General features: G+C 59.4%; 21 protein-coding genes and 2 pseudogenes. 9 read left to right on the top strand and 14 right to left on the bottom strand.

Going from position 1 to position 23,541, the window contains the following annotated elements:
- Positions 1-38 precede the first annotated feature (38 nt).
- The 13 genes and pseudogenes from Amn_RS31235 to Amn_RS31175 form a co-directional block, all read right to left on the bottom strand.
- Positions 39-785, bottom strand: a complete 747-nt coding sequence (locus Amn_RS31235) for an isochorismatase family protein (protein ID WP_067969538.1) — start codon at positions 783-785, stop codon at positions 39-41.
- Positions 786-811: 26 nt separating this feature from the next.
- Positions 812-2,011: an acetyl-CoA C-acetyltransferase gene (locus Amn_RS31230; RefSeq protein ID WP_286299325.1), complete on the bottom strand. Its 1,200-nt coding sequence runs from the start codon at positions 2,009-2,011 to the stop codon at positions 812-814.
- Complete coding sequence (locus Amn_RS31225; protein ID WP_286299322.1) at positions 2,008-3,504, bottom strand: 3-hydroxyacyl-CoA dehydrogenase NAD-binding domain-containing protein; 1,497 nt, start codon at positions 3,502-3,504, stop codon at positions 2,008-2,010. The genes Amn_RS31230 and Amn_RS31225 overlap by 4 nt, the downstream gene beginning before the upstream one ends.
- A complete protein-coding gene (locus Amn_RS31220; protein ID WP_286299320.1) occupies positions 3,491-4,498 on the bottom strand; it encodes an NADPH:quinone oxidoreductase family protein in 1,008 nt (335 codons plus the stop codon). Before Amn_RS31220 ends, Amn_RS31225 begins: the two co-directional genes overlap by 14 nt.
- The gene (locus Amn_RS31215) at positions 4,476-5,612 is read right to left on the bottom strand and encodes a CaiB/BaiF CoA transferase family protein (protein WP_286299317.1); all 1,137 of its coding nucleotides are present in this window, start codon (positions 5,610-5,612) and stop codon (positions 4,476-4,478) included. Before Amn_RS31215 ends, Amn_RS31220 begins: the two co-directional genes overlap by 23 nt.
- Positions 5,609-6,250, bottom strand: coding sequence for a 3-hydroxyacyl-CoA dehydrogenase family protein (locus Amn_RS31210; protein WP_067969529.1), 642 nt, complete (start codon positions 6,248-6,250; stop codon positions 5,609-5,611). The genes Amn_RS31215 and Amn_RS31210 overlap by 4 nt, the downstream gene beginning before the upstream one ends.
- A 2-nt stretch (positions 6,251-6,252) precedes the next feature.
- Positions 6,253-7,134: a 3-hydroxyacyl-CoA dehydrogenase family protein gene (locus Amn_RS31205; RefSeq protein WP_286299312.1), complete on the bottom strand. Its 882-nt coding sequence runs from the start codon at positions 7,132-7,134 to the stop codon at positions 6,253-6,255.
- On the bottom strand, positions 7,131-8,297 hold the full coding sequence (locus tag Amn_RS31200) for an acyl-CoA dehydrogenase family protein (protein ID WP_067969525.1): 1,167 nt from the start codon (positions 8,295-8,297) through the stop codon (positions 7,131-7,133). The genes Amn_RS31205 and Amn_RS31200 overlap by 4 nt, the downstream gene beginning before the upstream one ends.
- On the bottom strand, positions 8,294-9,004 hold the full coding sequence (locus Amn_RS31195) for an SDR family NAD(P)-dependent oxidoreductase (RefSeq protein ID WP_286299308.1): 711 nt from the start codon (positions 9,002-9,004) through the stop codon (positions 8,294-8,296). Before Amn_RS31195 ends, Amn_RS31200 begins: the two co-directional genes overlap by 4 nt.
- On the bottom strand, positions 8,997-9,764 hold the full coding sequence (locus Amn_RS31190; protein WP_286299303.1) for an enoyl-CoA hydratase/isomerase family protein: 768 nt from the start codon (positions 9,762-9,764) through the stop codon (positions 8,997-8,999). Before Amn_RS31190 ends, Amn_RS31195 begins: the two co-directional genes overlap by 8 nt.
- A complete protein-coding gene (locus tag Amn_RS31185) occupies positions 9,761-11,386 on the bottom strand; it encodes a class I adenylate-forming enzyme family protein (protein ID WP_286299301.1) in 1,626 nt (541 codons plus the stop codon). Before Amn_RS31185 ends, Amn_RS31190 begins: the two co-directional genes overlap by 4 nt.
- 1 nt (position 11,387) lies before the next feature.
- Positions 11,388-12,167, bottom strand: coding sequence for an enoyl-CoA hydratase-related protein (locus tag Amn_RS31180; protein WP_067969514.1), 780 nt, complete (start codon positions 12,165-12,167; stop codon positions 11,388-11,390).
- Positions 12,168-12,179: 12 nt separating this feature from the next.
- Positions 12,180-13,294, bottom strand: a pseudogene (locus Amn_RS31175) (CaiB/BaiF CoA transferase family protein).
- A 354-nt stretch (positions 13,295-13,648) separates the two neighbouring features.
- Here Amn_RS31175 and Amn_RS31170 point away from each other — a divergent pair.
- The 3 genes from Amn_RS31170 to Amn_RS31160 all read left to right on the top strand — a co-directional run bounded on the left by Amn_RS31170 (position 13,649) and on the right by Amn_RS31160 (position 17,286).
- Positions 13,649-15,274: a sigma-54 interaction domain-containing protein gene (locus Amn_RS31170; RefSeq protein ID WP_286299296.1), complete on the top strand. Its 1,626-nt coding sequence runs from the start codon at positions 13,649-13,651 to the stop codon at positions 15,272-15,274.
- A gap of 88 nt (positions 15,275-15,362) precedes the next feature.
- Positions 15,363-16,151, top strand: coding sequence for an SDR family oxidoreductase (locus Amn_RS31165; RefSeq protein WP_286299294.1), 789 nt, complete (start codon positions 15,363-15,365; stop codon positions 16,149-16,151).
- 179 nt (positions 16,152-16,330) lie between these two features.
- A protein-coding gene (locus Amn_RS31160; RefSeq protein WP_502874780.1) for an IS630 family transposase occupies positions 16,331-17,286 on the top strand; the annotation gives its coding sequence in 2 pieces (ribosomal slippage) (positions 16,331-16,667 and positions 16,667-17,286; 957 coding nt in all).
- A 521-nt stretch (positions 17,287-17,807) separates the two neighbouring features.
- Here the strand turns inward: Amn_RS31160 and Amn_RS31155 are convergent.
- Positions 17,808-18,755: a LysR family transcriptional regulator gene (locus Amn_RS31155; RefSeq protein ID WP_286299643.1), complete on the bottom strand. Its 948-nt coding sequence runs from the start codon at positions 18,753-18,755 to the stop codon at positions 17,808-17,810.
- 154 nt (positions 18,756-18,909) lie between these two features.
- Between Amn_RS31155 and Amn_RS31150 the strand changes: the two genes are divergently transcribed.
- The 6 genes and pseudogenes from Amn_RS31150 to tnpB all read left to right on the top strand — a co-directional run bounded on the left by Amn_RS31150 (position 18,910) and on the right by tnpB (position 23,505).
- Positions 18,910-19,776 (top strand): polysaccharide deacetylase family protein, encoded by an 867-nt coding sequence (locus tag Amn_RS31150; RefSeq protein ID WP_067969503.1) that lies wholly within the window; start codon positions 18,910-18,912, stop codon positions 19,774-19,776.
- A gap of 249 nt (positions 19,777-20,025) precedes the next feature.
- Positions 20,026-21,651 carry an amidase gene (locus tag Amn_RS31145; RefSeq protein ID WP_286299290.1) on the top strand — a complete coding sequence of 542 codons (1,626 nt, stop codon included), beginning with the start codon at positions 20,026-20,028 and terminating at the stop codon, positions 21,649-21,651.
- Positions 21,648-21,842, top strand: coding sequence for a hypothetical protein (locus Amn_RS31140; RefSeq protein WP_067969497.1), 195 nt, complete (start codon positions 21,648-21,650; stop codon positions 21,840-21,842). The genes Amn_RS31145 and Amn_RS31140 overlap by 4 nt, the downstream gene beginning before the upstream one ends.
- Positions 21,843-21,983: 141 nt before the next feature.
- Positions 21,984-22,460, top strand: a pseudogene (locus tag Amn_RS31135) (integrase core domain-containing protein); the annotation flags it as partial.
- Between the two features lie 299 nt (positions 22,461-22,759).
- Positions 22,760-23,161, top strand: coding sequence for an IS66-like element accessory protein TnpA (tnpA, locus tag Amn_RS31130; protein ID WP_286288512.1), 402 nt, complete (start codon positions 22,760-22,762; stop codon positions 23,159-23,161).
- A complete protein-coding gene (tnpB, locus tag Amn_RS31125; RefSeq protein WP_286288509.1) occupies positions 23,158-23,505 on the top strand; it encodes an IS66 family insertion sequence element accessory protein TnpB in 348 nt (115 codons plus the stop codon). The genes tnpA and tnpB overlap by 4 nt, the downstream gene beginning before the upstream one ends.
- The last annotated feature ends 36 nt before the right edge of the window (positions 23,506-23,541 follow it).

The following is a 23,541-nucleotide window of genomic DNA, read 5'->3' as shown; positions in this document are numbered from 1 at the left end:
GTATTTCATTCAGCAGAGCCGGAGAGCGCTCGGCCGAGCTAGCGGTGAGGCGTGCCCGTCGGTAGGTCGAACAGATCCTCCGCCAGCTCATCGAGGAACGCCAGGACTTGGTCTGTCTTGACCACGTCGGCATATTTGGCGTGCATGTCGCAAAGATTGATGGCGTGGCTTGCCTGGGATCGGTCGAAGCATGCCTCTTCGGCGACTGCAACGCGATAGTTCAGGCTGAAGGCATCCAGGACCGTTGCCCGGACACAGCCTGATGTCGTGGTTCCGGTGACGATGACTGAATCGCACCCAAGGAGTGTGAGATAACTTGCAAGACCCGTACCGAAGAAGCCGGAAGGTTTCTGCTTGAGCACGACGATGTCTTGAGGCTGCGGAGCGATTTCGGCCATGATCTGATTGCCGTCGACGTTGGTGACCGCCTTTGTGCCGGTGTCTTCCTTGAAACGCGCATCCTTCCAGTTCCAGCTGCCTCCGTCCCAGTTGTCCTCGCGGCGAACGCCTGTTGTGTAGATGACCGGCACACCCTTGTCGTGGCATTTGTCGATCAATGATTTCAGGTATGGGAGCGCAATCCATGCGTCTTCGCCGCATGACGTGTGCCACCGCTTGATCGAGTCAAGGATGGGCAGAGGCTGGTCGTCACAGAACGCATAGCTGACGTCGATGACCAACAGGGCAGGGCGTTTGCCAAAGCCGGCGTTGGAGCCGAAACCAGACGCGGCAAAGACGGCCTTGTCTCTTTCGGTCAGGAATTTGTCCCAGATTCTTTCAGACATGTAATTTTCCTTCCTGCATGTCGTTTTCAGATGGCGCGCTCGAAGATCGCGGCCATGCCTTGGCCGCCTGCGACACACATTGTTTCCAGCCCGTATCGCCCCTCTCGCCGCTTCAGCTCGTGCAACAGCGTGGTCATGATGCGGGCTCCCGTGGCCCCTATCGGGTGGCCAAGCGAAATCCCTGATCCGTTGACGTTGAGACGCGCCGGATCATTCCAGGCCCAGCTTTTCAAGCAAGCTAGAGCCTGGGCGGCAAAAGCCTCGTTCAGTTCGACCAGATCCATGTCGTCGAAACCGAGCTTTGTCTTTTCGAACAGCTTCTCCACCGCCCTGACTGGCCCAATGCCCATTCGAGACGGGTCACAGCCGACAGCTGTCCACCCACGCAAGTAGGCCATTGGCTCAAGACAAAGTTGGTCGAGCTTGTCCTCCGCAACAACCAGGCATGCTGCAGCGGCATCGTTCTGCTGGCTTGAGTTTGCAGCCGTGACAGTGCCGCCATGGATGATTGGGTTCAGCCTGCCAAGAGCTGCGACCGACGTATCGGCCCTGATCCCCTCATCGCAACGAAAGGAGACTGGGTCGGCCCTGCGCTGTGGTACGCTCAACGCAATTGTTTCATCTTCGAATTTGCCTTGAGCCCAGGCTGCAGCTGCCTTCTTGTGGCTGTTGACGGCAAATTCGTCCGCCTCCTCGCGCGAAATCGCAAAATCCCGGGCGAGATTCTCGGCTGTTTCGATCAAACCCGAGATGCGTCCGAAACGGGCCTCGGGCTGAGCGCGTTCGCGGCCACGATCAAGGCGATCGTGAAGCTTAACTGTTCCAGCACGAGCACCCCACCGCATGTCGGTCGAGTAGTATTCGATGCGGCTCATGCTTTCGACGCCGCCGGCAAGCACAACGTCCGCAGCGCCGGTCTCAACCATCATCGCTGCCGTTACGATTGCCTGCAGGCCACCGCCGCAGCGCCGATCAATCTGAAGCCCCGGGATATCGATCGGCAGTCCGGCGTTGAGCGCGAGCCATCGGCCAATACATGGCGTCTCACTGTTGGCATAAGATTGTGCAAACAAGACATCATCGATCGCGTGAGGAGCAATCCCGGTGCGCTCGAGTACCGCCTGGACGACGGCGGTGCCGAGATCCTCGACGGAAACATCCTTCAAGCTCCCACCGAAGGTGCCGATCCCTGTTCGCACAGGACTTACGATAGCAGCTCGCGTCATGCTTGACTGGCCTCTCGCATGATTTCCTCACTACGTGGTGGTGTTGCTGTGGCGTTTTGCAGCTGTTGGGCCCGTTCGGCCTCGCGCAGCTTCTCCGATGCCCGATATCGGCTGTCGCCCGTTGCCTTCAGAAGGTTGTCCAGTGTGCCCAGGACGGTACTCAGCCCAACTCGACGTCCCAGTTCAAATGGGCCGGCTGGATAGTTGACGCCATTTTTCATGGCGACGTCGATAGCCTCCGGAGAGGCAATCTGGTGGAACCAGGCCTCATAACCTTCATTGACGATCATGGCGGCCGTGCGTTGCACGACCAGTCCCGGCCTGTCCCCCACAAGCGACACCCTCAGACCTCTTGCGGAGAAGGCGGCGACCAGGTGAGATAGGGCAGGGGCTGATACGTTGGGCGAGATGGCGAGCGCGATGCGCGAACCCTCGCGCCAGTTCATGCACAGGTCATACAGCGCTACCGGGTGGCCGACCTCAAGAGCATGATCGGCTGCAGTGCGTCCATCGGTCTGCCGGACAACAAATTTGTCGGTCCAGACTTCGGCGCCGGGTTTCAACTGATCGAGCGCACTGGTGCTGGTGGGTACCGGTTCTTCGGAAACGGGAGGTTGGGTACTTCCGTCGACGTGGTCGTAGAAACCTCTTCCCGCCTTAACGCCCAGCCAGCCCGCGTCAACCAGCTCCTTCTGGACGTTTGACGGCCGGTATCGGGGGTCGAAATAATAGGCCTCGAAAATGGACCGGGTAACGGCATAGTTGACGTCATGCCCGATCAGATCCATCAGGCGGAACGGCCCCATTCTGAACCCCCCGCCGTCAGTCATCAGTGCATCGATCGTAGCGATGTCGGCACAACCCTCCTCGAGCAGGCGTAACGCTTCAGCGTAGTAGGGGCGCGCGATGCGGTTGACGATGAAGCCTGGCGTGGAGCGGCAATGAACTGCCGTCTTGCCCCAGGCAGTGGCGGTGTCGAAAACTGTCGCTGCATACCTGGCCGACGTCGCGGCCCCCGAGACAACCTCCACCAGCTTCATCACCGGCGCAGGGTTGAAAAAATGCATGCCCACCGCCCGGTCCGGGCGTTTCAGGACAGATGCAATCGCCGAGATCGAGATTGACGAGGTGTTGGTTGCCAGGATAGTTGTGTCGGGAACGATTGCCTCGAGTTCGGCAAACAGTCGCTGCTTTACATGCAGGTCTTCCACGATCGCCTCAATGACGATCGCGCAATCCGCCAGAGCGGACAGGGACGACACAGCTTCGATCCGTGCGCCCGTTGCATCTCGCTTTTGCTTTTCCAGCCGTCCCTTTGCGAACTCCTTGTCAAGATTGCCGGCAATCCTGGCCAGGGCCTTTTCTCCGGCGCCGGCGAAAGTGTCGTGGATCTTGACCCTGTGTCCGGCCAAGGCTGCGACCTGTGCAATGCCGGCGCCCATGGCCCCGGCGCCGACCACACCGACGGTTGCCTCTGTATTAAGAACGGTCATTTTTTGATGCCTCGAGTATGATCCGGCCGCGGATTTCGCCATTGGCGACCATGGACAGCGCATGGGCGAAATTCGCGAGCGGTAGCGTTGCCCCGATAGGCGGGTCGATGATGCCTTGCTGGTAGAAATCGAAGATCGCGCATTGGGCCGCACGGGCCATTTCAGGGCGACGGTTGCGATAGTCCGACGATTGAAGCCCCAATACCGAAATGTTCTTCACCAGAAGATAGCCGCCATGGAAGCTGGGCAGATCACCGCTGGCGAAGCCGACGACGATGAGGCGGCCACACCAGGCAAGCGCCCTCAATGCTGCCGCCGTCGCATCGCCGCCCAAGGGGTCGACGACAATGTCGACACCCTTTCCCTCGGTAAGGCCGGCTATCTGTTCGCGCAGGTGATCCTTCAGATTGGCAGCTGCGAGATCGACAATTTCGTCAGCGCCTGCGGCCTTGACGATATCGGCACCCCTGTCGCCGCGGATGGCCGCGATGACCTTTCCCGCACCCAGTGCCTTTGCCAGCTCGATGGTTGCCAGGCCGACACCGCCGCTTGCTCCAAGCACAAGAACGGACTCATCTCTAGCAAGCTGCGCCCGTTCCTTCAGGGCAAGCCAGGCCGTATGATAGACAAGTCCCATCGCCACAGCTTTATCGAAGGGGATGCCGTCTGGAACCTTGACACAATGGGCCGCAGGTGCCGCCAGCTTTTCTGCGAACGCCCCATATTCAACATTGGCAATGACGATGTCGCCCATGGCAAATTCCACGACGTCGGAGCCGATGCCGCAGACCCTGCCGACGGCTCCCTTCCCCGGAGAAAAGGGCAGCGGGGGTTTGAACTGATATTTGCCTTCGATCACAAGCAGGTCGGGAAAGTTGACCTCCGCGGTGATCACTTCGACGACGATTTCATCGCGCCTAGCGACAGGGTCTTTGCTCTGCTCCCAAGAGAGCGTGTCAAGCTGACCAAATTCATGCAACAGGGCTGCTTGCACCGAGTAGCTCCTTATTGTGTGCACCGAGGCCGGGAGCCGCAACCAGCTCTTCCGGTTGCCCGCGGAACGCATTGTCCACAGGCACTGGCAATGCGGGCAATTTGTCGCCGCTTTCGTTGACGACGGTGCGTGTGAATAGACCGCGTTCGGCAAAATGCGGATCGTTGAGGGCCTCTTTGAGATCGGCCACGACAGTGCAGCAGCAGTCTTTCCCAGCAAACAGGTCCCGCCAATGGGCCGCCGGCTGAGATGCGATGATCTGGCCGATGCGTGCCGCCGTTGCAGCGGGATCGCGAGTGTCGTCGCGAAGCTCGGAAGGAAGGTCGATCAGGTCGCAGAAGACATCCCAGAACTTCTGCTCAATCGGTGCGGCGGCGACCACGCGGCTGTCTTTTGTCGCCCAGAGGCGATAGCGGGGTGTTCCTCCCGTCACCAGATCCGTCCCGTTGCCCGGCCATTGACCTGCAGCCAGGCCGTTGCCGATTGCCCAATACATGAAGGTGAAGAGATTGTCGGTCATGGCGATGTCGAGCCATCGGCCCTGGCCGCTGCGCTGTCGTGCAAACAGCGCAAACATGATGTTCATGACGGCGGGATAAGTGCCGCCGGCAATGTCTGCGATCAGGGCGGGAGGAAGCACAAGGCCTTGCGCCGATCCCATCGACAGATTGAGCAGGCCTGTATCGCCAACATAGTTGAGGTCGTGTCCGGCAGCATCCCGTTTCGGGCCGGAATTGCCATAACCCGTAATCGAACAGTAGATGATGCCCGGGTTGATCGCGCTGACCGTGTCATAGTCGAGGCCCAGCCGTTTCATTACGCCGGGGCGAAACTGCTCTATGAGGATGTCGGCCTTGCTCAGCAGCGGCTCCAGGAGACGCCGGTCGTCTTCCTTCTTGAGATCGAGGGCGAGGCTCTTCTTGCCCCGGTTGAGCAAGGCGAAGTTGACGCTCTCGTCGCCCCATCGGGGTTCGTAACCACGCATCTCCTCCCCGGAACCCGGCCGCTCGATCTTGATGACGTTCGCGCCCGCTTCCGACAGTATGAGCGAGGCGAGCGGCCCTGGGAGAAGCGTCGAGAAATCGAGTACGGTAATTCCCTCAAGCGGCCTCAAGACTTCATCTCCTGCCGCCGCGCTGCCACAACGGCGCGCCGTGCAGGCGCAAAACCCGAGGTGCCATAGGTTTCAAAGAGCTCTTTGCAGACCGCATAGTGATGCTCGAGCCCGCCACGGACGACACGTTCGATCGGTCCGTCCTGGTAGCCAAGGCCAAGCCGGCAGGTCAGATCGATGTCCTTTTGTGAAGCCAGGCTCTCGTCGAGCAGCCGCAGGGCTGCGTTGTATTTCGGGCGGACGAGGCGGTCTATGATCCGGCCTGACTGGTCGCCGCACACAGCCACAGTGAAACCTGCGGCCTGCATCAGCGTCCTGGCAGCATCGATCGCGGCGGCGTGCGTGTTCTTCTGCACGACGAGTTCGACCAGCCGGGTCGGGGCATCGGAACCATTGCGGTAACGTGCGAAGCCGACAACATTCGAACCTTCTTCGCCGAGATCCTCACCCGTGTGCTGTCCAAGGCATTCGTGGCCCAGTTCGACAAGGACGACCTCCTTGTCAGGATGAGGTTCAAGCCTTGTGCCTGTGAGATAAACAACCGCCGTCGCCTCGGAGGGTTGCGAAATCGCCGCAAGGAAAGGATCGCCGGCTGGGAAGGAACGGCTTTCGCTCTTTTTGATCACCATGTAGGCCATTTCTAAGCTCCAAACATCGCGTTGCCGTCATAGCTGTAGAAGCCACGTCCGGATTTGCGCCCGAGAAGGCCGGCCGCCACCATGCGGCGCAGGAGCGGGGGAGCCGATGCGCGGGCATCAAGGGTGACTGGATAAAACGCCTCGCAAAGCCGGACCTGAGTATCGAGGCCGATCAGGTCAATGAGTTCGAGCGGTCCCATCTTGTATCCAAGGCCCGCCTTGATCGCACGGTCAATGTCGACTACTTCTGCAACACCTGCTTCCACGGCGCGAATTGCGTCGTTATTGAATGGAACCAGGAGCGCATTGAGAATGAAGCCGGGCTTGTCTTGTGTCTTGACTGGTGTTTGGCCGCTGGCAACAACCCACTCCCAGGCGCTCTTCAGGGTCGCGTCCGAAGTCAGCAGCCCCGGTGACATCTCGACCAGCTTCATCAGCTGTGCTGGCAGGCAAAAGTGCATGCCGACGATCTGTTCCGGTCGCTTGCTGCCCGAAGCAATCTCGGTAATGGACAAGGTAGAGGTGTTGGAGGCGATGATCGCGTCTTCCTTGCAGGCCTCCTCCAGATCCCGTATCAGCTGACGCTTTACCGTAAGGTCTTCAAAGACGGCTTCGATGACGAGATCACATTCGGAAAGCTCGCCTATCTCGGTCGTGGAGCTCATCAGCCCAAGCATCGCATCGCGCGCTTCAGGGCTCATCTTGCCGCGTTCGACCGATTTGGCAACAAAACCCTCAGTCTGATTGCGCGACCTTGATAGGGCATCGTCCGTGCGATCAAATGAAATGGTGCGATAGCCCGCGCGAGCCGCGACGATGGCAATTCCTGCGCCCATGGTGCCACCAGCACCACAGACTGCGACAGTCTTGATAGCGGTCATCATTTCGTTACAAAGCTCCTGCCAATCAGCTGGCGGTGCACCTGATTGGTCCCTTCCCAGATCTGCGTGATCTTGGCGTCGCGCATCAGGCGTTCGACGCGGTAATCCTTGGTGTAGCCATAGCCGCCATACATCTGAACGGCCTCGGTGGTCAGGCGCATGGCAAGGTCCGATGCCCGCATCTTGGCCATGGAGGCCTCGATGCCGAAATCAGCGACTGCCCCATCAACCAGTTCTGCGACGTAATCGAGCCAGAGTTCCGCGAAGGCGAGGTCCGTTGCCAGGTCGGCAATGGTGAACTGGCTCGACTGGAACTCGATGATCCGCTTGCCCGACTGCCGCCGCTCGTTGGCGTACCCGACCATGTCAGCAAAGGCTGCCCGGGCGATGCCAAGCGCATGTGCTGCAATGCTTGGGCGCGACTTGTTGAGAGATGCAAGCAGAATGGAAAGACCCTCGCCAGGCTGGCCGATCAGGTTTTGGCGGGGCACACGACAATCCGTGAACGAGATGGCCGCGGTCGAAGACCCCCGATGTCCCATTTTGTCTTCGAGGCGGACAACCTCAAAACCGGGCGTGCCTTTTTCCAGGATGAGCACCGAGATCGCCTTTCTGGGATCATCGATGCCCGCCCATTTGCCAAACAGCAGAACCAGATCCGCCACATCACCGTTGGTGATGAAGAGCTTTCCGCCGTTGATGACAATGTCATCGCCATCTGGCTTGAAAGAGGTCTTCATGCCCGTTGCATCGGAACCGGCTGAAGCTTCCGTGATGGCGAGTGCCGCAAGCCCCCCCTCGGCAATGCGCGGAAGCAAGCGGGCCTTTTGTTCTTCATTGCCGAAATCCACCAGCGGTTTCATGGCGTGGTAGTTCGTGGCGTAGATGATGCCCGTGGAGGCGCAGGCCTCGGAGATGGTTTTCACGATCTCCAGATAAAGCCTGTAAGACATCGGCGTCCCGCCATAGGCTTCGGGGACAAAGATGCCATTCAGTCCAAGATCGTTCAGCGCCTTGAGCGTGTCATGCGGAAACTCGCCGGTCCTGTCGATATGTTCAGCCTTTGGGGCAATAATGTCTTCGGCCAGGCGCGTGACCTGTTCAAGGATCATTCGCTCGTCGTCCGACCATTGGCGGCGGCGGTTTTGCTGCTCGAAGATCTTCACCGGATGTTCACTCCATGTCCGCCGTCTATGTAGATGGTCTCGCCTGTGAGGAACCCGATCCGTTCGGCAAATAGAGCGCCCACCAGCCGGGCGACCTCGTCGGGTTTGCCAGGACGCCCAACAAGTGTGCGACGGCGGAGCCACTGCTGGATCTTTTCTTTCGCCAGGAATTCGCGATTGAGGTCGGTTTCGATATAGCCAGGAGCAATGTTGACGACCGCGATGCCGTCATCTGCCCATTCGGCTGCAAGGCACCTTGTGATGGCGCCGACCGCTGCCTTAGACGAGGCATAGGCGACGTTTTGGACGACGGCGAGTTTGTCCACGAACGAGCCTATGTTGACAATCAGGCCGTCGCCGCTGGCCGCAAGGTGCGGATGCGCCATCTGGCAGGCAACCAGTACACCTGTGGTATTGAGGCGGATGGTCTGTTCAAACTCCTCGACCGCAAGGTCGACGGTCGGTTTTTCTGTGTGGGCCCCAGCGGCATTAACGAGCCCGATGATCGGACCTTTCCCTGCAGCCGCCTTGAAGGCACTTGATATGGATGCGGGATCCGAAACGTCGCATTTGATCCCGTATCCTGCGGGGGCATCGCCCGACCGTGACAGGGACGCAACCTCGTACCCACGCCTTGCCAGGTCGACTGCAATGGCTGCGCCTATTCCCCGGCTGGCGCCCGTGACGATGATTTGACCTTCAGGCATCCTTGAACTCCGGCTTCCGCTTTTCCAGGAAGGCGCTCATGCCTTCGACAGCGTCTTGTGTCTGATAGGCGAGGGTCGACAGATCGGCTTCGATCTTGAGCCCTTCGTGGACAGGGGTGTCGATGGCCCGCGCGACCGCGGCCCGTGCGAGATCTATGGTGACAAGGCTATGCGCTGCCACTTCCTGAGCGAACGCGATGCCTGCCTCCAGGCAGTCGCCATCGGCCAAGCGATCGACGAGGCCCATGCGCTCGGCCTCGTCTGCACCGACAGTTCTGCCCGTCAGGATCATGTCGAGGGCACGGGCCTCGCCGATCAGGCGAGGCAGTCTCTGCGTCCCCCCGTAGCCAGGAATGAGGCCGAGCTTGATCTCGGGCAGGCCCATTTTGGACTTGCGGGCCGCAACGCGGAACGTGCATGCTAGCGCAAGCTCCAGCCCGCCTCCAAAGGCATAGCCGTTGATGCAGGCGATGGACACGAGCGGCAGCCCCGATAGCTTCTCAAATACGGCCTGGCCGAATTCCGCTCCGCGCCTCTGCTCGACCAGACTTCGCCCCTGCAGGGCCTCAATGTCTGCGCCGGCGCAGAATGCCTTGTCGCCGGAACCGGTAAAGAGAACGGCTCTTGCGCCAATGGTGGCGACACGGCCAAGGACACCTTCCAGCTCGGCTAGTCCATCGAATGACAGGGCGTTCAGCCGCTCGGGCCGATTGAGGGTGACGATGGCGAAGTCGCCGTTCAGGCTAAGATCGATACTCATGCGGTGGCCTCCACGGTTTTGGAGGCGTACCGGACGGGTATCGGCAAAATGATGCCGTTGCGGGCACTTTCCACGAGCTCGCGCTTGATGACCTTGCCGCTGGGCGTGAGCGGCAACTCGTCAACGCGGATGAAATACTCGGGCATGTCGAACTTGGACAGGCCCTGTTCTGCCAGATGTTCCAGCAGGGCCTCGGGTTCAACCGACCCGATGACGGCAATGCACACGCGTTCCCCCAGGCGCGGGTCGGCAACGGGAAAGCAAGCCGCCCGTTCGACGCGTTTGTGCCGGAGCGCAAGGGCCTCGATATGTGCAGGATAAATGTTGTGGCCCCCGCGGATGATAAGATCCTTGATGCGCCCTTCGATGCTCAGATTGCCGCGATCATCGAGTTTTCCGAGGTCTCCCGACATGAACCATCCGTGCCTGTTGAAGCTGCGCTCGGTAGCACTCTGATTGTCGAAATAGCCAAGCATCAGTGCTGCACCCCGGCCGCCGATCTGTCCGACCTCTCCGGGGCTTGCAAACTCGTCCTCATTGACAGCATCGAAGATGGCGACTTCGTATGCCTTGCCGCCACGGCCGCATGTGGCCAGGATCGTCTCGTCGTCGTCGCCTGGATGCGTGTATTGGTGGGAGGAATTTTCAGTCATCCCGTAGACATTCTGCGGCTTGATGCCTTGCAAGGCGAATGCCGAGGCAACAGAAGGGGGAATAGGTGAGCCGGCCATGTAAAAGACCTTGACCTCGCCCAGCCGCTCCTGACCTCGCGCCTTCTGCTCGGCCAGGATGTCCATGGCATGGGTAGGCACGCCCATGACATATGTCGCTTTGGTGTGAAGGATCCAATCCAGCCTGCCCATGCCCGCAGGCGCGTCATCGGTGACATATCTGCACCCAGCAACAAGCCACTGGCCAAGAGCAACCCAGGCGATGTGATGGGAAAGAGGGGCGAGGGTCAAAATCACCGAGTTTGGTCCGTGTTGCCAGTCACGAGCCAACTCACGTGCATTTGCCAAGAGCGTGTTGTCAGAGTGCATCACACATTTGGGCGCGCCTGTCGTACCCGATGTGAAGGCCAGATAGACGACCTTGTCGGGGTCGGTGTTCGGCTCGCTGAGATTGGCAATGGGCGCGGGGAAAGACGACGGCGTGTAGACTATCTTGAGTGACGGCACCCCAGCCAGGATTGTGTCGAACCGTGCAGTTGCGCGATCCGCCCCCCAACCATCTTCCGTGAGCAGCACGCGCGACGACAGGCCTTCGAGCAAAGTGCCGATTTCGGCGCAGGTGTATGTGCGATGAAGGGAGGGATTGCAGGCGTACCCGTCACGTGAGCATGCCAGAAACATGATGACGGCTTCCACCTTGTTCGACATCCAGATCGAAATGCGGTCGCCCTGGTCGAGCCCGTAGATCTTCAGATCGGCAGAGACACCGTCGACACGCTGCAGGACCTGTTCCCATGTCAGCGAGGAACGGCCATCCTGCAGCGCCACGGCATCCGGACGCTCCAAAGCGTTCTTCCTGAGCAGCGAATAAAACGTATCCGATTGCCACAGTCCTTGCTCATAAAAGCTCTTTGCGCTGGCTGGCTGATGAAGCGTCAAGAATGGCCGCATCTCAGGCTCCAAACTTGGACGGATCGGGCTTGCGTCGCTCAGCGAAGGCGTCCGCCAGTTCATGCGCCTCGTCGCTTTCGAGATACGAACGCAAGAGCAGGTCGTGCGCCATCCGGGACAGACCCGACACGCCGCCGTGTCTTGCGTTGAAAGCGGCCTTGACTGAGGCCAGGGCAAAGGCGCCGCGATCTGCGATTTCAAGCGCAAAGGCCTTTGTTTCCGCCTCCAGCGCATCGTCGGGCACAACCTTGTTGATCAGTCCCAGTTCAAGTGCTTCTCGGGCGCTAATCTTGGGGTTCCGATACCAGATCTCCTTAGCCTTCTTCTTGCCAACGAGATCCTCAAGGTACCAGGTGCCATAACCCGCATCGAAGGAACCCACCATCGGGCCGACCTGTCGGAATACCGCGCTCTCCTTGGCGATTGTGCAGTCGCAGACCATCTGCAACACGTTGCCTCCGCCCACGGCAAATCCGTTGACGGATGCGATGACCGGCTTCTGCAACTTGTCGATCGCCTCGTACATTTCGAGCGTCGGAAGAGTGCCCGCATAGAGCATTGTATCTTCCATGCCGTCCTTGCGGCCGCCGATGCAGAAAAAATGATCTCCGGCACCGGTGAGGATGACAACCCTGGTTCTCGTTTCTCGCCTAATCTCGTTGAGGCAGTCACGAAGTTCGTGACACATCTGGAGATTGAACATGTTGCCATCATCAGGCCGATTAAGCGTTACCTTGGCGATGGGGCCGTCTTCTTCAAAAAGTATCGTACTGTAAGTCACAGAGAGGCTCCTTTAAATGGCTCCGTTGTCACGAAGTGCAATCAACTGGGCATCATCGTATCCCAGGCACTCGCGCAGGATTTCATGAGTATGCTGTGCATATTCCGGTGGCGCGGATCGCGCAAAATTGGTCTGCCCGTCCACGCGGATGGCCGTGCCAACTTGCGGGATGAGTTTTTCTCCAGACTGCAACTGATAAAATAGGCCACGCTTGCGAAGTTCAGCGTCAAGCACCACTTCATCAACCCGGTTGATCGGGCCAGCCGGTATTCTGGCGTCACTGAATAGGCTCAGCCAGTGCGCGCGTGGGGCCGTGACCAGAATGTCTTGGATGGCTGCGACAATCTCTTCTCGACGTTGCCTGCGCAGAGCGTTGGTGGCGTAACGCGGATCCGTCTTCCAGACAGATTGGCCGATAGCGTCCCAGAAGCGCCCCCAAATGTTGTCGTTGCCCAATCCGAGAGTAATCGGTTCGTCGGCGGTGTTGAAAGCCTGGTAGATGGCAATCACGCTGTCCTTGCCGCCCGATCTGCGCGGTGTGTCCCCTGAACCCATATGGGGAACGATCCTGCACGCAAGAAAACGGACCATCGAGTCAACCAATGAAACATCGACCGTGGCGCCACTACCCCCGGTCTGGCGCCGCAAGAGAGCTGCGACCGTTGCAAATGCAGCATCTTGACCGGCTAACATGTCGGCTGCGGGGGCACCCACCTTTTGAGGCTCACCGTATGCATCGCCAGTCAGATCCATCACACCCGAATAGCCTTCCGCGATGAGATCGTAGCACGGCCAGTCCGCCCTATCGCTATCGATGCCGAAGCCAGTGATCGAGGTATAGACCAGCTTGGGGTTCTGCTGGCGGATTGCGTCGGCATCTATGCCAAGCTTGCGCGCCGCGCGGGGAGGTGTGTTGACAATAAGGGCGTCGCTGCTGCGGACCAAGTCATACAGGGCTTGCAGGCCGGTCGGTGTCGAGTAGTCGAGACCTATACTGCGCTTGTTGCGATTGACGCTGATGAACCACAAGGATTCACCTGCGAGAAACGGGGGCCCCAACCACGCGCATCATCCCCGCCAGGCCGTTCGACCTTGATGACATCTGCGCCCATGTCTGCGAGCAGCATCGACGCGTAAGGGCCCGCCACGGACGATGACAGGTCGACGACTCTCATGCCCCGAAGAAAGTCAAAACCGCCGGCGGGTTCGACAACTTGAAGACCTTCTATCCGCGATGCGATGGGCTGCCTGCTCATTTCCGTCATGGCACTGAATGCTCCTGCGTGATGAGCGGTGCCCTGCAAGGGCCATGCCAAAGTCGTTGAGCCGCGAATTTCGTATTGCGTTCCCACGTGGTTCTTGAGGTATGACCGCAATAGAGAGACTGTCGACAAGCAGCCGTGTATTCGTCTGCTACAAACCCGGGGAGGGGTGTCGTTGATGTGGACACAATTGGAGGTGCAGCAAGCGGGGTGTCGGCAATGTCAAGCCTGAAAGGCATCCTTATCGTCGGCCATGACAGGAAGGTGCTGCACGCCGACGGCTTGGGCAGTGATGGCCGAGTGCAAGCGTTGGCAACGGATACCTCGTGGATGGAGGAGGCAAGGACGCGCCGGCTTCAGCCGCTCACCCTCGACCACAAGAGCTACTCGGTGCTGGTCCTGCCATTTGCCAAGGGGGACATTCTGCTCCTTACAGACATACGCGAACCAGTACTCGAATTCCTCAGTTCGGTCGATTTCGCCTATGACATCGTCGAGAAACTGCTGACGGACCCTTTCGACGCCATGACGGTCGTCGATGCAAATGCGCGCCTAGTCTACATCTCTCCAGTCCACGAAGCTTTTTTCGGGCTCAAGCATGGCGAAGGCAATGGCCGACCTGTCAGGCAGGTCATCGAAAATACACGGCTTGACACCGTCGTCAGTACAGGCAGGTCCGAAGTAGGCCATATACAGCGGATGAAAGGGGTGGAGCGCGTCGTCTCCCGGGTGCCCATTGTTCGAGACGACAAGATACTTGGCGCTGTTGGCCGGGTGATGTTTAAGGGGCCGGAGCAACTCATGGCCCTCAGCAAACGCATCGCCGCCCTGGAGAGCGAGGTTGAGTTCCGGCGCAGGGAAGTGGCCGCTCTCCGGCGGCGGACTTACGGCCTTGACGATCTGATCGGCGAAAGTGAGCCGATGAAGCGGCTGAAAAACGAGATCGTCAAGATCGCTCCCCTCGAAATTCCAGTGCTCATTCGCGGCGAAAGCGGCACAGGCAAGGAGCTTGTCGCGCACGCGCTTCATTTGCTCAGTCCAAGGCGCGACAATGCGATGGTCATGGTCAACGCAGCCGCCTTGCCTGCCACGTTGGTCGAGTCGGAACTGTTCGGCTACGAGGCCGGGGCGTTTACGGGGGCCGACCGAAAAGGTCGCAAAGGCCGATTTGAACAGGCTGCAAACGGGACGATTTTTCTCGACGAAATCGGCGATATGCCACTCGATGTCCAGGTCAAGCTCCTCCGGGTCCTGCAGGATCGCGTGGTTGAGCGCATCGGGGGTGACAGGCCGCGGCATGTGGACTTTCGGCTGGTCACTGCGACCAATCGCGACCTGCAGGTTCTTATCTCGGAAGAGAAATTCAGGCTGGATCTCTATTATCGCATCTCACCTCTCGTTATCGAGGTGCCGCCGCTGCGCAACCGTATCGAAGACATCAGACATCTGGTGGGCCATTTCCTGGACGATGTCTCGCAGTTGCATGGCAGGCCCACACCCCGCATTTCTGCCGGGGCGCTTGCCTATCTGATGGAGCTTCCTTGGCCAGGCAACGTACGGCAGCTGCGTCATGAAGTGGAACGAGCCTTTGTTTTTGCCGACGATGGCATCATCACTCCCGAAACCTTCATCCGACATGGCGACTTGCGGTTCGCTGGGCCTTCCGTCGCGCTAAAAAAACCGCTGTCTTTGGAGGGCGGTCGTCTCAAGGATATTGTCGAGCGGACCGAGATTGAGGTCGTGCGCGAGGCGATGCAAAGATATGGGGGAAACAAGAAGCGGGTTGCCGAAGAGCTCGGGATTTCACGCTCCTACCTTTACAAGCTTTTGGGCGAGCCTGAGTGACAGTGTCCAGTCAAAGGGGCGCGCACTGGCCTCATGTGGCATGCGACTTGCACAGAGTTCTTGGGTCCCAACCTGAGAAAGAGATGACATGGACAAAATGAAGCTTGATGGTCGCGTTGCACTGGTAACTGGCGGCAGCCGCGGTCTTGGGCGTTCGATCGCGATCGAACTTAGCCGGGCAGGCGCGGCAGTGCTCGTTGTCGGCAGAGATTCAGATGCGCTCGACGAGACGGTTCGACTGGCGCGCCACGACGAAAACGCGCGCGTGGCCAAGCTCGAAGCTGACCTCACCGATGTCGAGGCGGCTGCCAGTAGTGTGGCAGCGGCGATCAGCCAGTTCGGGCATCTGGACATTCTGGTCAATTGCGCCGGTGCAACAAAGCGTGGCGATTTCCTGGAGCTGAGCAATCATGACTGGGAGGACGGTTTCGCGCTCAAGTTTCACGGTTCGGTCCGGCTTGCACGTGCGGCGTGGCCACATCTTTGCGCCCGCGCCGGTAGCGTCATCAATATCGTCGGTGTAAGTTCGCGTACCCCGACTGCGGATTTCACGATCGGCAGCTCTGTGAACTCGGCCCTTCTTGCATTCACCAAGGCGCTCGCTGACCGCGGCATAGAGGATGGTGTAAGAGTGAATGCCATCAATCCCGGCTATATCCGGACTGACAGGCTGACCCATCGCCTCGATACGCTGGCGAAAGAGCGAGGCTCTGATCGTGAGCTGGCGGAAAAAGAGCTTTTGCAGGGATATGGCATCAAGCGGTTTGGAGATCCGGAAGGTGTTGCTCACCTGGCCGTGTTCTTGGCGTCGAGCCAGGCAGCCTACATCCATGGCGCAACGCTCGATATTGATGGTGGTGCGACCAGAGGAATTTAAACCGCCGGAATGCCTGCTGTGAGGCAGGCATTCCTCAATCAGATGCGCGTCGGTCAACAACGCCGGTGTCGGTCTCATGGGCCTGCTGGCCTAGAGCACGTCCCGCAATCGATGAATCGATTGTGAAGTGACGGGCGCGTTCGATGCTGATTCAACATCCATCTTGATGGAGGTGGAGTATGGGGAAGGCACTGAGCGGAGATCTTCGGTGGCGGGTCTTGAAGGCTTCAGACGAAGGCATGTCGGCGCGCAAGGCGGCGGCGCGGTTCGGGGTGGGCGTATCGAGTGCGATCCGCTGGATTGCGCGGGCGAAGATCGGCGAACTGGCGCCGCGGCCGCAGGGCCGCCGCCGCGCTTCCAGTCTCGACGCGCATGAAGGCTTCATCGTCGGGATGATCGAGGAGCACAAGGACATCACGCTCAACGAGATGGTGGCTCGCCTGGAGGGGGAACAGTCGGTGCGGATCAGCCGCAGCGCGCTGAGCGCCTGGCTTGGCCGGCGCGGCTGGACGTATAAAAAAAGTCCGCGCACGCATTGGAGCAGGACCGCCCCGACATCCTGATGCGCCGCCGTGCCTGGTTCGACGGCCAACTCGACCTCGAGCCGGCGCAGCTGGTGTTCATTGATAAAACCGGACTATCGACCAAGATGGCCCGCCTGCGCGGAAGAGCGCCACGCGGCGAGCGTTGCCGTGCCGGTGTGCCGCATGGCCACTGGAAGACCACCACCTTCACCGGAGCGCTGCGGCTGACAGGCATGACCGCGCCCTTCGTCTACGACGGCGCCATGAACGGCAACGTGTTCCTCGCCTATGTCGAGCAAGTACTGGTCCCGACGCTCAAGCCCGGCGATGTCGTCATCATGGACAATCTGCCCGCTCACAAGGCTGCCGGCATTGGCGATGCGATCGAGGCTGCCGGCGCGAGACTGCTCTACCTGCCGCCCTACAGTCCTGACTTCAACCCCATCGAGAACGCATTCTCGAAGCTCAAGGCTCTGCTGCGCGCAAAGGCCGAGAGAACGATTGCGGCACTGTGGGACGCGGTCGGATCGGTCATCGAACTCTTCACCCCCGCAGAATGCGCCAACTACTTCAAGGCGGCTATGACCCAGATTAAACAGGATGCGCTCTAGGATGCCAAACGCCATCTCTTTGAGCTGAACGCATTAGGCACCATGGCAGTAACGCAAGCTGCGCTCCCCGACTTCCGTGCCGGAGCGGCAGGAGGGATCGTCAGCTGTCATCGGCTGTGACCCCCCAAACCATTGCCATTGTTTCGACCTGCGCGGCCAGCAAAAGCAGCCGTTGAAGCATTCAGCGAAGACCTCGCCCTGGAGATTGAGCCATTCGGAGTATGTGTGCGATTGGTAATCCCTGGGCCTGCCCCACAAACGTCTTTCAGCGCGGCTGCCCGAGCCGCTCGCAAAACGGCATAGCCGAAGCTTACGCCGTCTGGGCCAAACAACTGTTCTTGGCAGCACCCTAGCCTGCCGCAGTCACCACTGCAGGCGATCTGGCCCAAGGGCCCAAGCGGTCTGGCAGGCTGTGACCGATGCGGACTCAAAAAGTTCCGCATTCCGGCCGACACTAACGTGGTCAGCGATGCACACGGGCTAGTTGGGGTCCGGGTGCGTCCCTAGGGCACCTGGGTAGATCATGAGGGATCCGTAGCTGCATCTGCTGGAAGTTGAGCTCTCGGGCGCGTCGCTGGGGCATTTTCTGCAAACAGATGCGTGGCCATAAAATCGGCGAAGGCGCGCAGTTTCGGCGACAGATATGGACTAGAGGGCCACAGGAGCCTGAAGGGGCCCGAATGACGCGTAAACTCCGCCAGGACAGTTATCAGCGCTCCGGTTGCAAGCTGCCTTCTGATTGCAAAATCTGGCAAGCAAGCTATGCCCAGCCCTGCCTCGGCGAGATGGATCAGAGGCTCGATCGTGTTTACGGTTGCCGTCAGCGGCAAGTCGTTACCATAAGGAGTATTGTTCACCACAAGCGGCCAGGGCTCAAGCTTTCCACTTGTTGCATAACGGTGTTGTAGGCAGCTGTGATGTTGAAGATCCTTCGGTACAAAAGGGGTGCCACACAAGGCGAAATAAGAAGGCGAACCGACCAGGATAAGACGAAAATCGCCCAATGCCTTCGACATCAGGCGGGAATCCTTCAACTCGCCCGCTCTCACCACGGCATCGAAGCCCTCGTCGATGATGTCGACGAGCCTGTCACTGAAATCGAGGTCGAGCTCTATCGCTGGATAGCTTTGCATGAAGGCCGTTAGGGCAGGCATCATGAGCATCCCCACAAGCGGCATGCTGACACGAAGTCGGCCGCGCGGCTGTTCTTGGGATTGAGCGAGTTCAAGCTCGGCGGTCTCGATTTCCGAGAAGATGCGGCGGCACCTTTCGAGAAAAAGCGCGCCTTCGGGCGTGAGAGTGATCGTCCTTGTCGAGCGGTGCAGAAGACGCACGCCCAATCGTTGCTCAAGGCGGCTTATTGCCTTGCCAATGGCTGATGAAGATACGCCGAGCTGCTGTCCTGCCACAGTGAAGCTGCGGGCGTCCGAGGCATGGACGAATGCACTGAGGGCACCCAGACTATCCATAATGGCTTGCTCATTTCGGACAAAAAGGTCCGCAGTGTTCGGAACAATGACGTAATTCTCTAAAATCGTGACGGGCGTTAAGTCAACTCCCACAGCCGCGCCTCGTGCCACGCACCAGGGGCAGCGGACCGCCAAAACGCCTGCAGGAGATGAAATGGACAACCCTGTTTACAACTACTCCCCGATCTTGGACCGCCCGCCGTTCAAACTTCCCAACAATGCAAGAGTAGCCTTTTATGTCGGCGTGAACATTGAACATTACGAGATCGACAAACCTTCTATGAGCATCACTCCGGCAACAGCACATCTGGTGCCCGACGCATTGAACTATGGTTGGCGCGACTATGGCCCGCGCGTGGGCGTCTGGCGCATGATCGAGGCGCTCGACAAGGTGAAGATGCGTGCCTCGGTTCTGCTCAACTCTGACGCATGCGAGCGCTACCCACAGATCATCAAGGCAGGTCTTGAGCGCGATTGGACCTGGATCGCCCACGGCAAGAACAATTCCATCCTACAGACCGGAATGACAGCTGACGAGGAGCGAAGCTACCTGGAAGACGTTGTCTCGACAATCACAAAGGCAACCGGCAAAGCAGTCAAGGGCTGGATGGGGCCAGCGCTGTCCGAGACGTTCGAGACGGCATCCATCATTCGTGACCTCGGGCTTTCATACGTTCTTGACTGGTGCGCTGACGACCAGCCCTTCCTCCTCAATGTCGATGGCGTCGTATCAGTGCCCTATTCGGTCGAGATCAACGACGGCATCATGTTCGTGGGCAAAGCGCTGCCGGGTGAACAATTCTATCAGATGGTCGTGGATCAGTTTGACCAGCTCTATAAGGAAGGTAAGGACTCTGCCCGCGTCATGGCACTGTGCCTGCATCCGTTCATCATCAATCAGCCCTTCCGCCAGAAGTACCTGGAGAAGGCATTGGAATATATTGCTGGCCACGACGGGGTGTGGCTGACGACAAGTGATGACATCGCAGAACACTACATCAATACGGTCAAGCACCGGTAGCTGTTGGGCGATGGCGCTGAAGTCGATATGCAAGGGGTGACCCCATCCGGATCCTCCACCTGCGGTCGAAGCGGCGATGCCCGAGGTAACTATTGAACGCCCGGTTATCCGGATAATACCTGGCGCACGCCTTCGGGCGTGCGCCTTTTTTGTCTCACGTGCACAGTCGGGCCGGGCCGGGCGGTGGCTCTGACATCTGACCCGTATCCCCATTTTGTTAGGTAGCCCTAAGCAGATGGATGGAAAGTGTTGCCCAGCGCCAACTATTGTGCCGGAGCCTTGGCCAATGGATCTGTGCCGAACGCATTTGCCTCCATGGATGCCGCGCAAGCGATTGGCACATCCTTTGCGTCGCATGATGCAGGGCGGCTGTTGTCGCTGCCGCAGCAAGAACTAGGAGCAAACCAGATGGCTGAAGCGGGATCGCAATGCTTGGCAGACGCAAGCGATGATTTGACAGATCTCACTGTTGCCGAAAGCGGCAGGCTGCTGGCGCTGGGAGAGATTTCCCCGGTCGAACTGGTTCGCGCCCATCTGCAGGCTATCGACGCTCGCGATCCACACTTGCATGCTTTCATTACGGTCGCGAGCGAGCTGGCGCTCAAACATGCCCATGCGGCGGAAAGGCGAATTGCCAATGGTGGGTACCTTGGCGGGATGGATGGCATTCCTTTTGCCGTGAAGGACAATATCGATACCGCAGGCATTCGCACGACCGCTCACTCCAAGCTTCTGGCTGACAACGTGCCAACAGAGGATGCGCAGCTTGTGGCGTCGCTGGCCCGCAAGGGTGGCATCCTGATAGGTAAGACTGCAACGTTCGAGTTCGCCTTTGGGGGACCTTCATGGGATCTTCCCTGGCCACCCGCGCTCAACCCATGGAGTAGCAGGCATCTGCCGGGTGGGTCTTCATCGGGGAACGGCGCAGCAGTCGCTGGCCGCCTCGTTCCCGCAGCGATCGGCACTGACACCGGTGGTTCGGTTCGCTGGCCGGCAGCTGTTTGTGGAATCGTCGGATTGAAGCCGACCTACGGGCGTGTCAGCCGACGTGGCGTTCTGCCCAACAGCTTTTCACTGGATCATTGCGGGCCGATGGCTCGCACGGTTGAAGATTGCGCCATCTTGCTTGGTGCGATCGCTGGTTATGACGCGCTCGACCCCGGCAGCATCAATGAAGCGGTAGCTGACTGCGAAGCCGCCCTGACCGGATCTGTGCGAGGCCTTCGGATCGGATTGATACGACACTGGTATGCTGAAGCGGCGATGCCCGAGGTAACTGCGGCAGTGGATGCAGCAGTCGGGCAGTTGTCTGCACTCGGTGCTGTTGTGGAAGAGATGGAACTCGCCCCTTTGAGTGACTACGTGGATTGCAAGACCACAATCTCCATGGCCGAACTGTTTGCCATCCACGAAAATGATCTCAAGACGCGGCCTGCGGATTATGGTGCGGCGCTTCGCAGCCGGGTGCTGGCTGGTGGGATGGTCAGGGGCGAGGACTACGTGCAGGCATTGCGGTGGCGCGCGGAACTGACGCGATCGATGTTTGCTCACTTCAGGCGCTTCGATGCTTTCGTCACTGCCGGTTGGCTGAGCACTGCCGAACCCAACGACCCCGAGGCCGAGGACTTTTTCCAGAAACTCCGTCTTGTGCCTTTGCCGTTCAATCTGGCAGGCAACCCCGCGCTGGTGGTTCCGTGCGGGTTTTCATCGAGCGGGCTGCCCATTTCTCTCCAAATTGCAGGAAAGCCATTCGACGAAGCGACGGTTCTGCGTATCGGCGACGCCTATCAGCGGAGCACCGCCTGGCACCTGAAGAAGCCAGCATTTGACTGGCCACTACCATCGCAAACCAATCACAACGAGGCCATCTTATGAAACCTGAAGAGATTGCGGCTCTTGCAAAACATGCAGGCCTGGATCTGTCTGCTTCCCAGTTCGAAGAACTTGTCACTACATTTGGAGCTGTGATCGAGCCGATGCTGCAGCGCCTGCGGCGCAACCGATGCCGATTTGACGAGCCAGCTCACGTCTTCGACCCCCGCAAGTTCATGCCTGTCGACGTTTGATTCCGACCGACGGCGGCGCAGTCCTTCTGGGCCGGCAGGAAGCCGCACTGTTTGTCTGGAAGACAGGGTGTCTGTCCCAAAGACAGAGCCCTGTAGCCGAGCCAGGCGTTGGCTTGGCCTGCATCTTTGGAACGAGGGCCTATGGACTTCGTTCACGGCCAACTCGCGACGGCCAAGAAGATTCGCGTCCTGACGGTTGTCGATACGTTCTCGCGCTACGTGCCGGTGCTCGACCCGCGCTTCAGTTACCGAGCAGAGAACGTGGTCAGGAGGCTGGAGCAAGTCTGCCCTCGGATCGGCTATCCGAAGACGATCAAGGTCGATCAGGGCACGGAGCTCGTCTCCCGCGACCTCAATCTGTGGGCCTACACCAAGGGCGTGACGCTCGACTTCTCGCGACTGGGAAAGCCCACGGACAACGCCTACATCGAAGCCTTCAACGGCCGCTTCAGGGCGGAGCGCCTGAATGCCCACTGGTTCCTGACGCTTGCCGACGCGGCCGAAAAGTTGGAGGATTGGCGCAGATACTACAATGAGGTGCGCCCACATGGCGCAATCGGACACAAGGTACCGATCTCGTTGATCAATCCCGATGGCGCCACCAGCCCGCCATCGTGAAACAGCCGGGAAACTCCACCTTCCGGCAGTCCAAGGAATGGTATCGGATCAAAACTGCCGAGGCTCTAATCGTAGCCGGATGAAAGCTCAGTGGCAGGTCAGCCATAGGCCCGTTGGTAATAAGAAAATTGCGCAAATCGTATAACTTGCGTCGCAGGTGCGTTCAGCACTTCTCGATCACGAAAAAGCACGCCTCCAAAACGCCCTATAGCGATTTAGGCGTATCCCTCCGGTGAGGACCGCCTTGCGGGCTGAGGGCGAACGTCGGAAGTCCTAGGGATAATCCTAGGAGTAGCCCTATGACGATGCCGCGGGTGGAGGTGATCACGTCGGTCGAGAGACGCCGGCGGTGGTCGCGTGAGGAGAAGGAGAGCCTGGTCGCGGCGTCTCTTGAGCCTGACGTGTCGGTGTCGGAAGTCGCGCGATCGGCGGGCATTCACGTCAGCCAACTCTTTCGATGGCGCAAGGACCTGTGTGATCGGGTCGATGCCGGTCCCTCGCAATTGGTCGCGGTCGAGATCGTTCCTGCTGCTGCGCCGCCCGCCGTTGAGGCGCCGGCGCCATCGGCGTCTCCCGGCCGACGTCGCCGCAAGAGCGGCATCATCGAGATCGAGCTTGGCGGCGGGCGCCGCGTCCGCGTCGATCGCGACGTAGATGCCGAGGCGCTGCGGCGCGTTCTGGACGCGCTCGGGTCCCGATGATCCCGGTTCCGAGCGGCGTGCGGGTATGGCTGGCGACCGGCCACACCGACATGAGGAAGGGCTTTCCGGGCCTGGCGCTGGTGGTGCAGGAGACGCTAAAGCGTGATCCGCACAATGGTCATCTGTTCGTCTTCCGCGGCCGTCGCGGCGATCTGATCAAGGTTCTGTGGCACGACGGCCAGGGCGCCTGCCTGTTCTCGAAGAAGCTCGAGCGCGGCCGCTTCATCTGGCCATCGCCGGCCGACGGCGCAGTCACTATCACGCCGGCCCAACTCGGCTATCTGCTCGAAGGCATTGATTGGCGCATGCCGCAGAAGACCTGGCGGCCGACGGCGACCGGCTGACGATTTTGGCCTTGCACATGGCGGTGGATGTGATTC

Origin of the sequence: Aminobacter sp. Y103A, from assembly GCF_030294925.1 — a bacterium.
In the GTDB taxonomy this organism is placed as follows: Bacteria; Pseudomonadota; Alphaproteobacteria; order Rhizobiales; family Rhizobiaceae; genus Aminobacter; species Aminobacter ciceronei.
The sequence above is the reverse complement of the archived record's forward strand: the minus strand, read 5'-3'. Positions and strand labels throughout refer to the sequence as shown.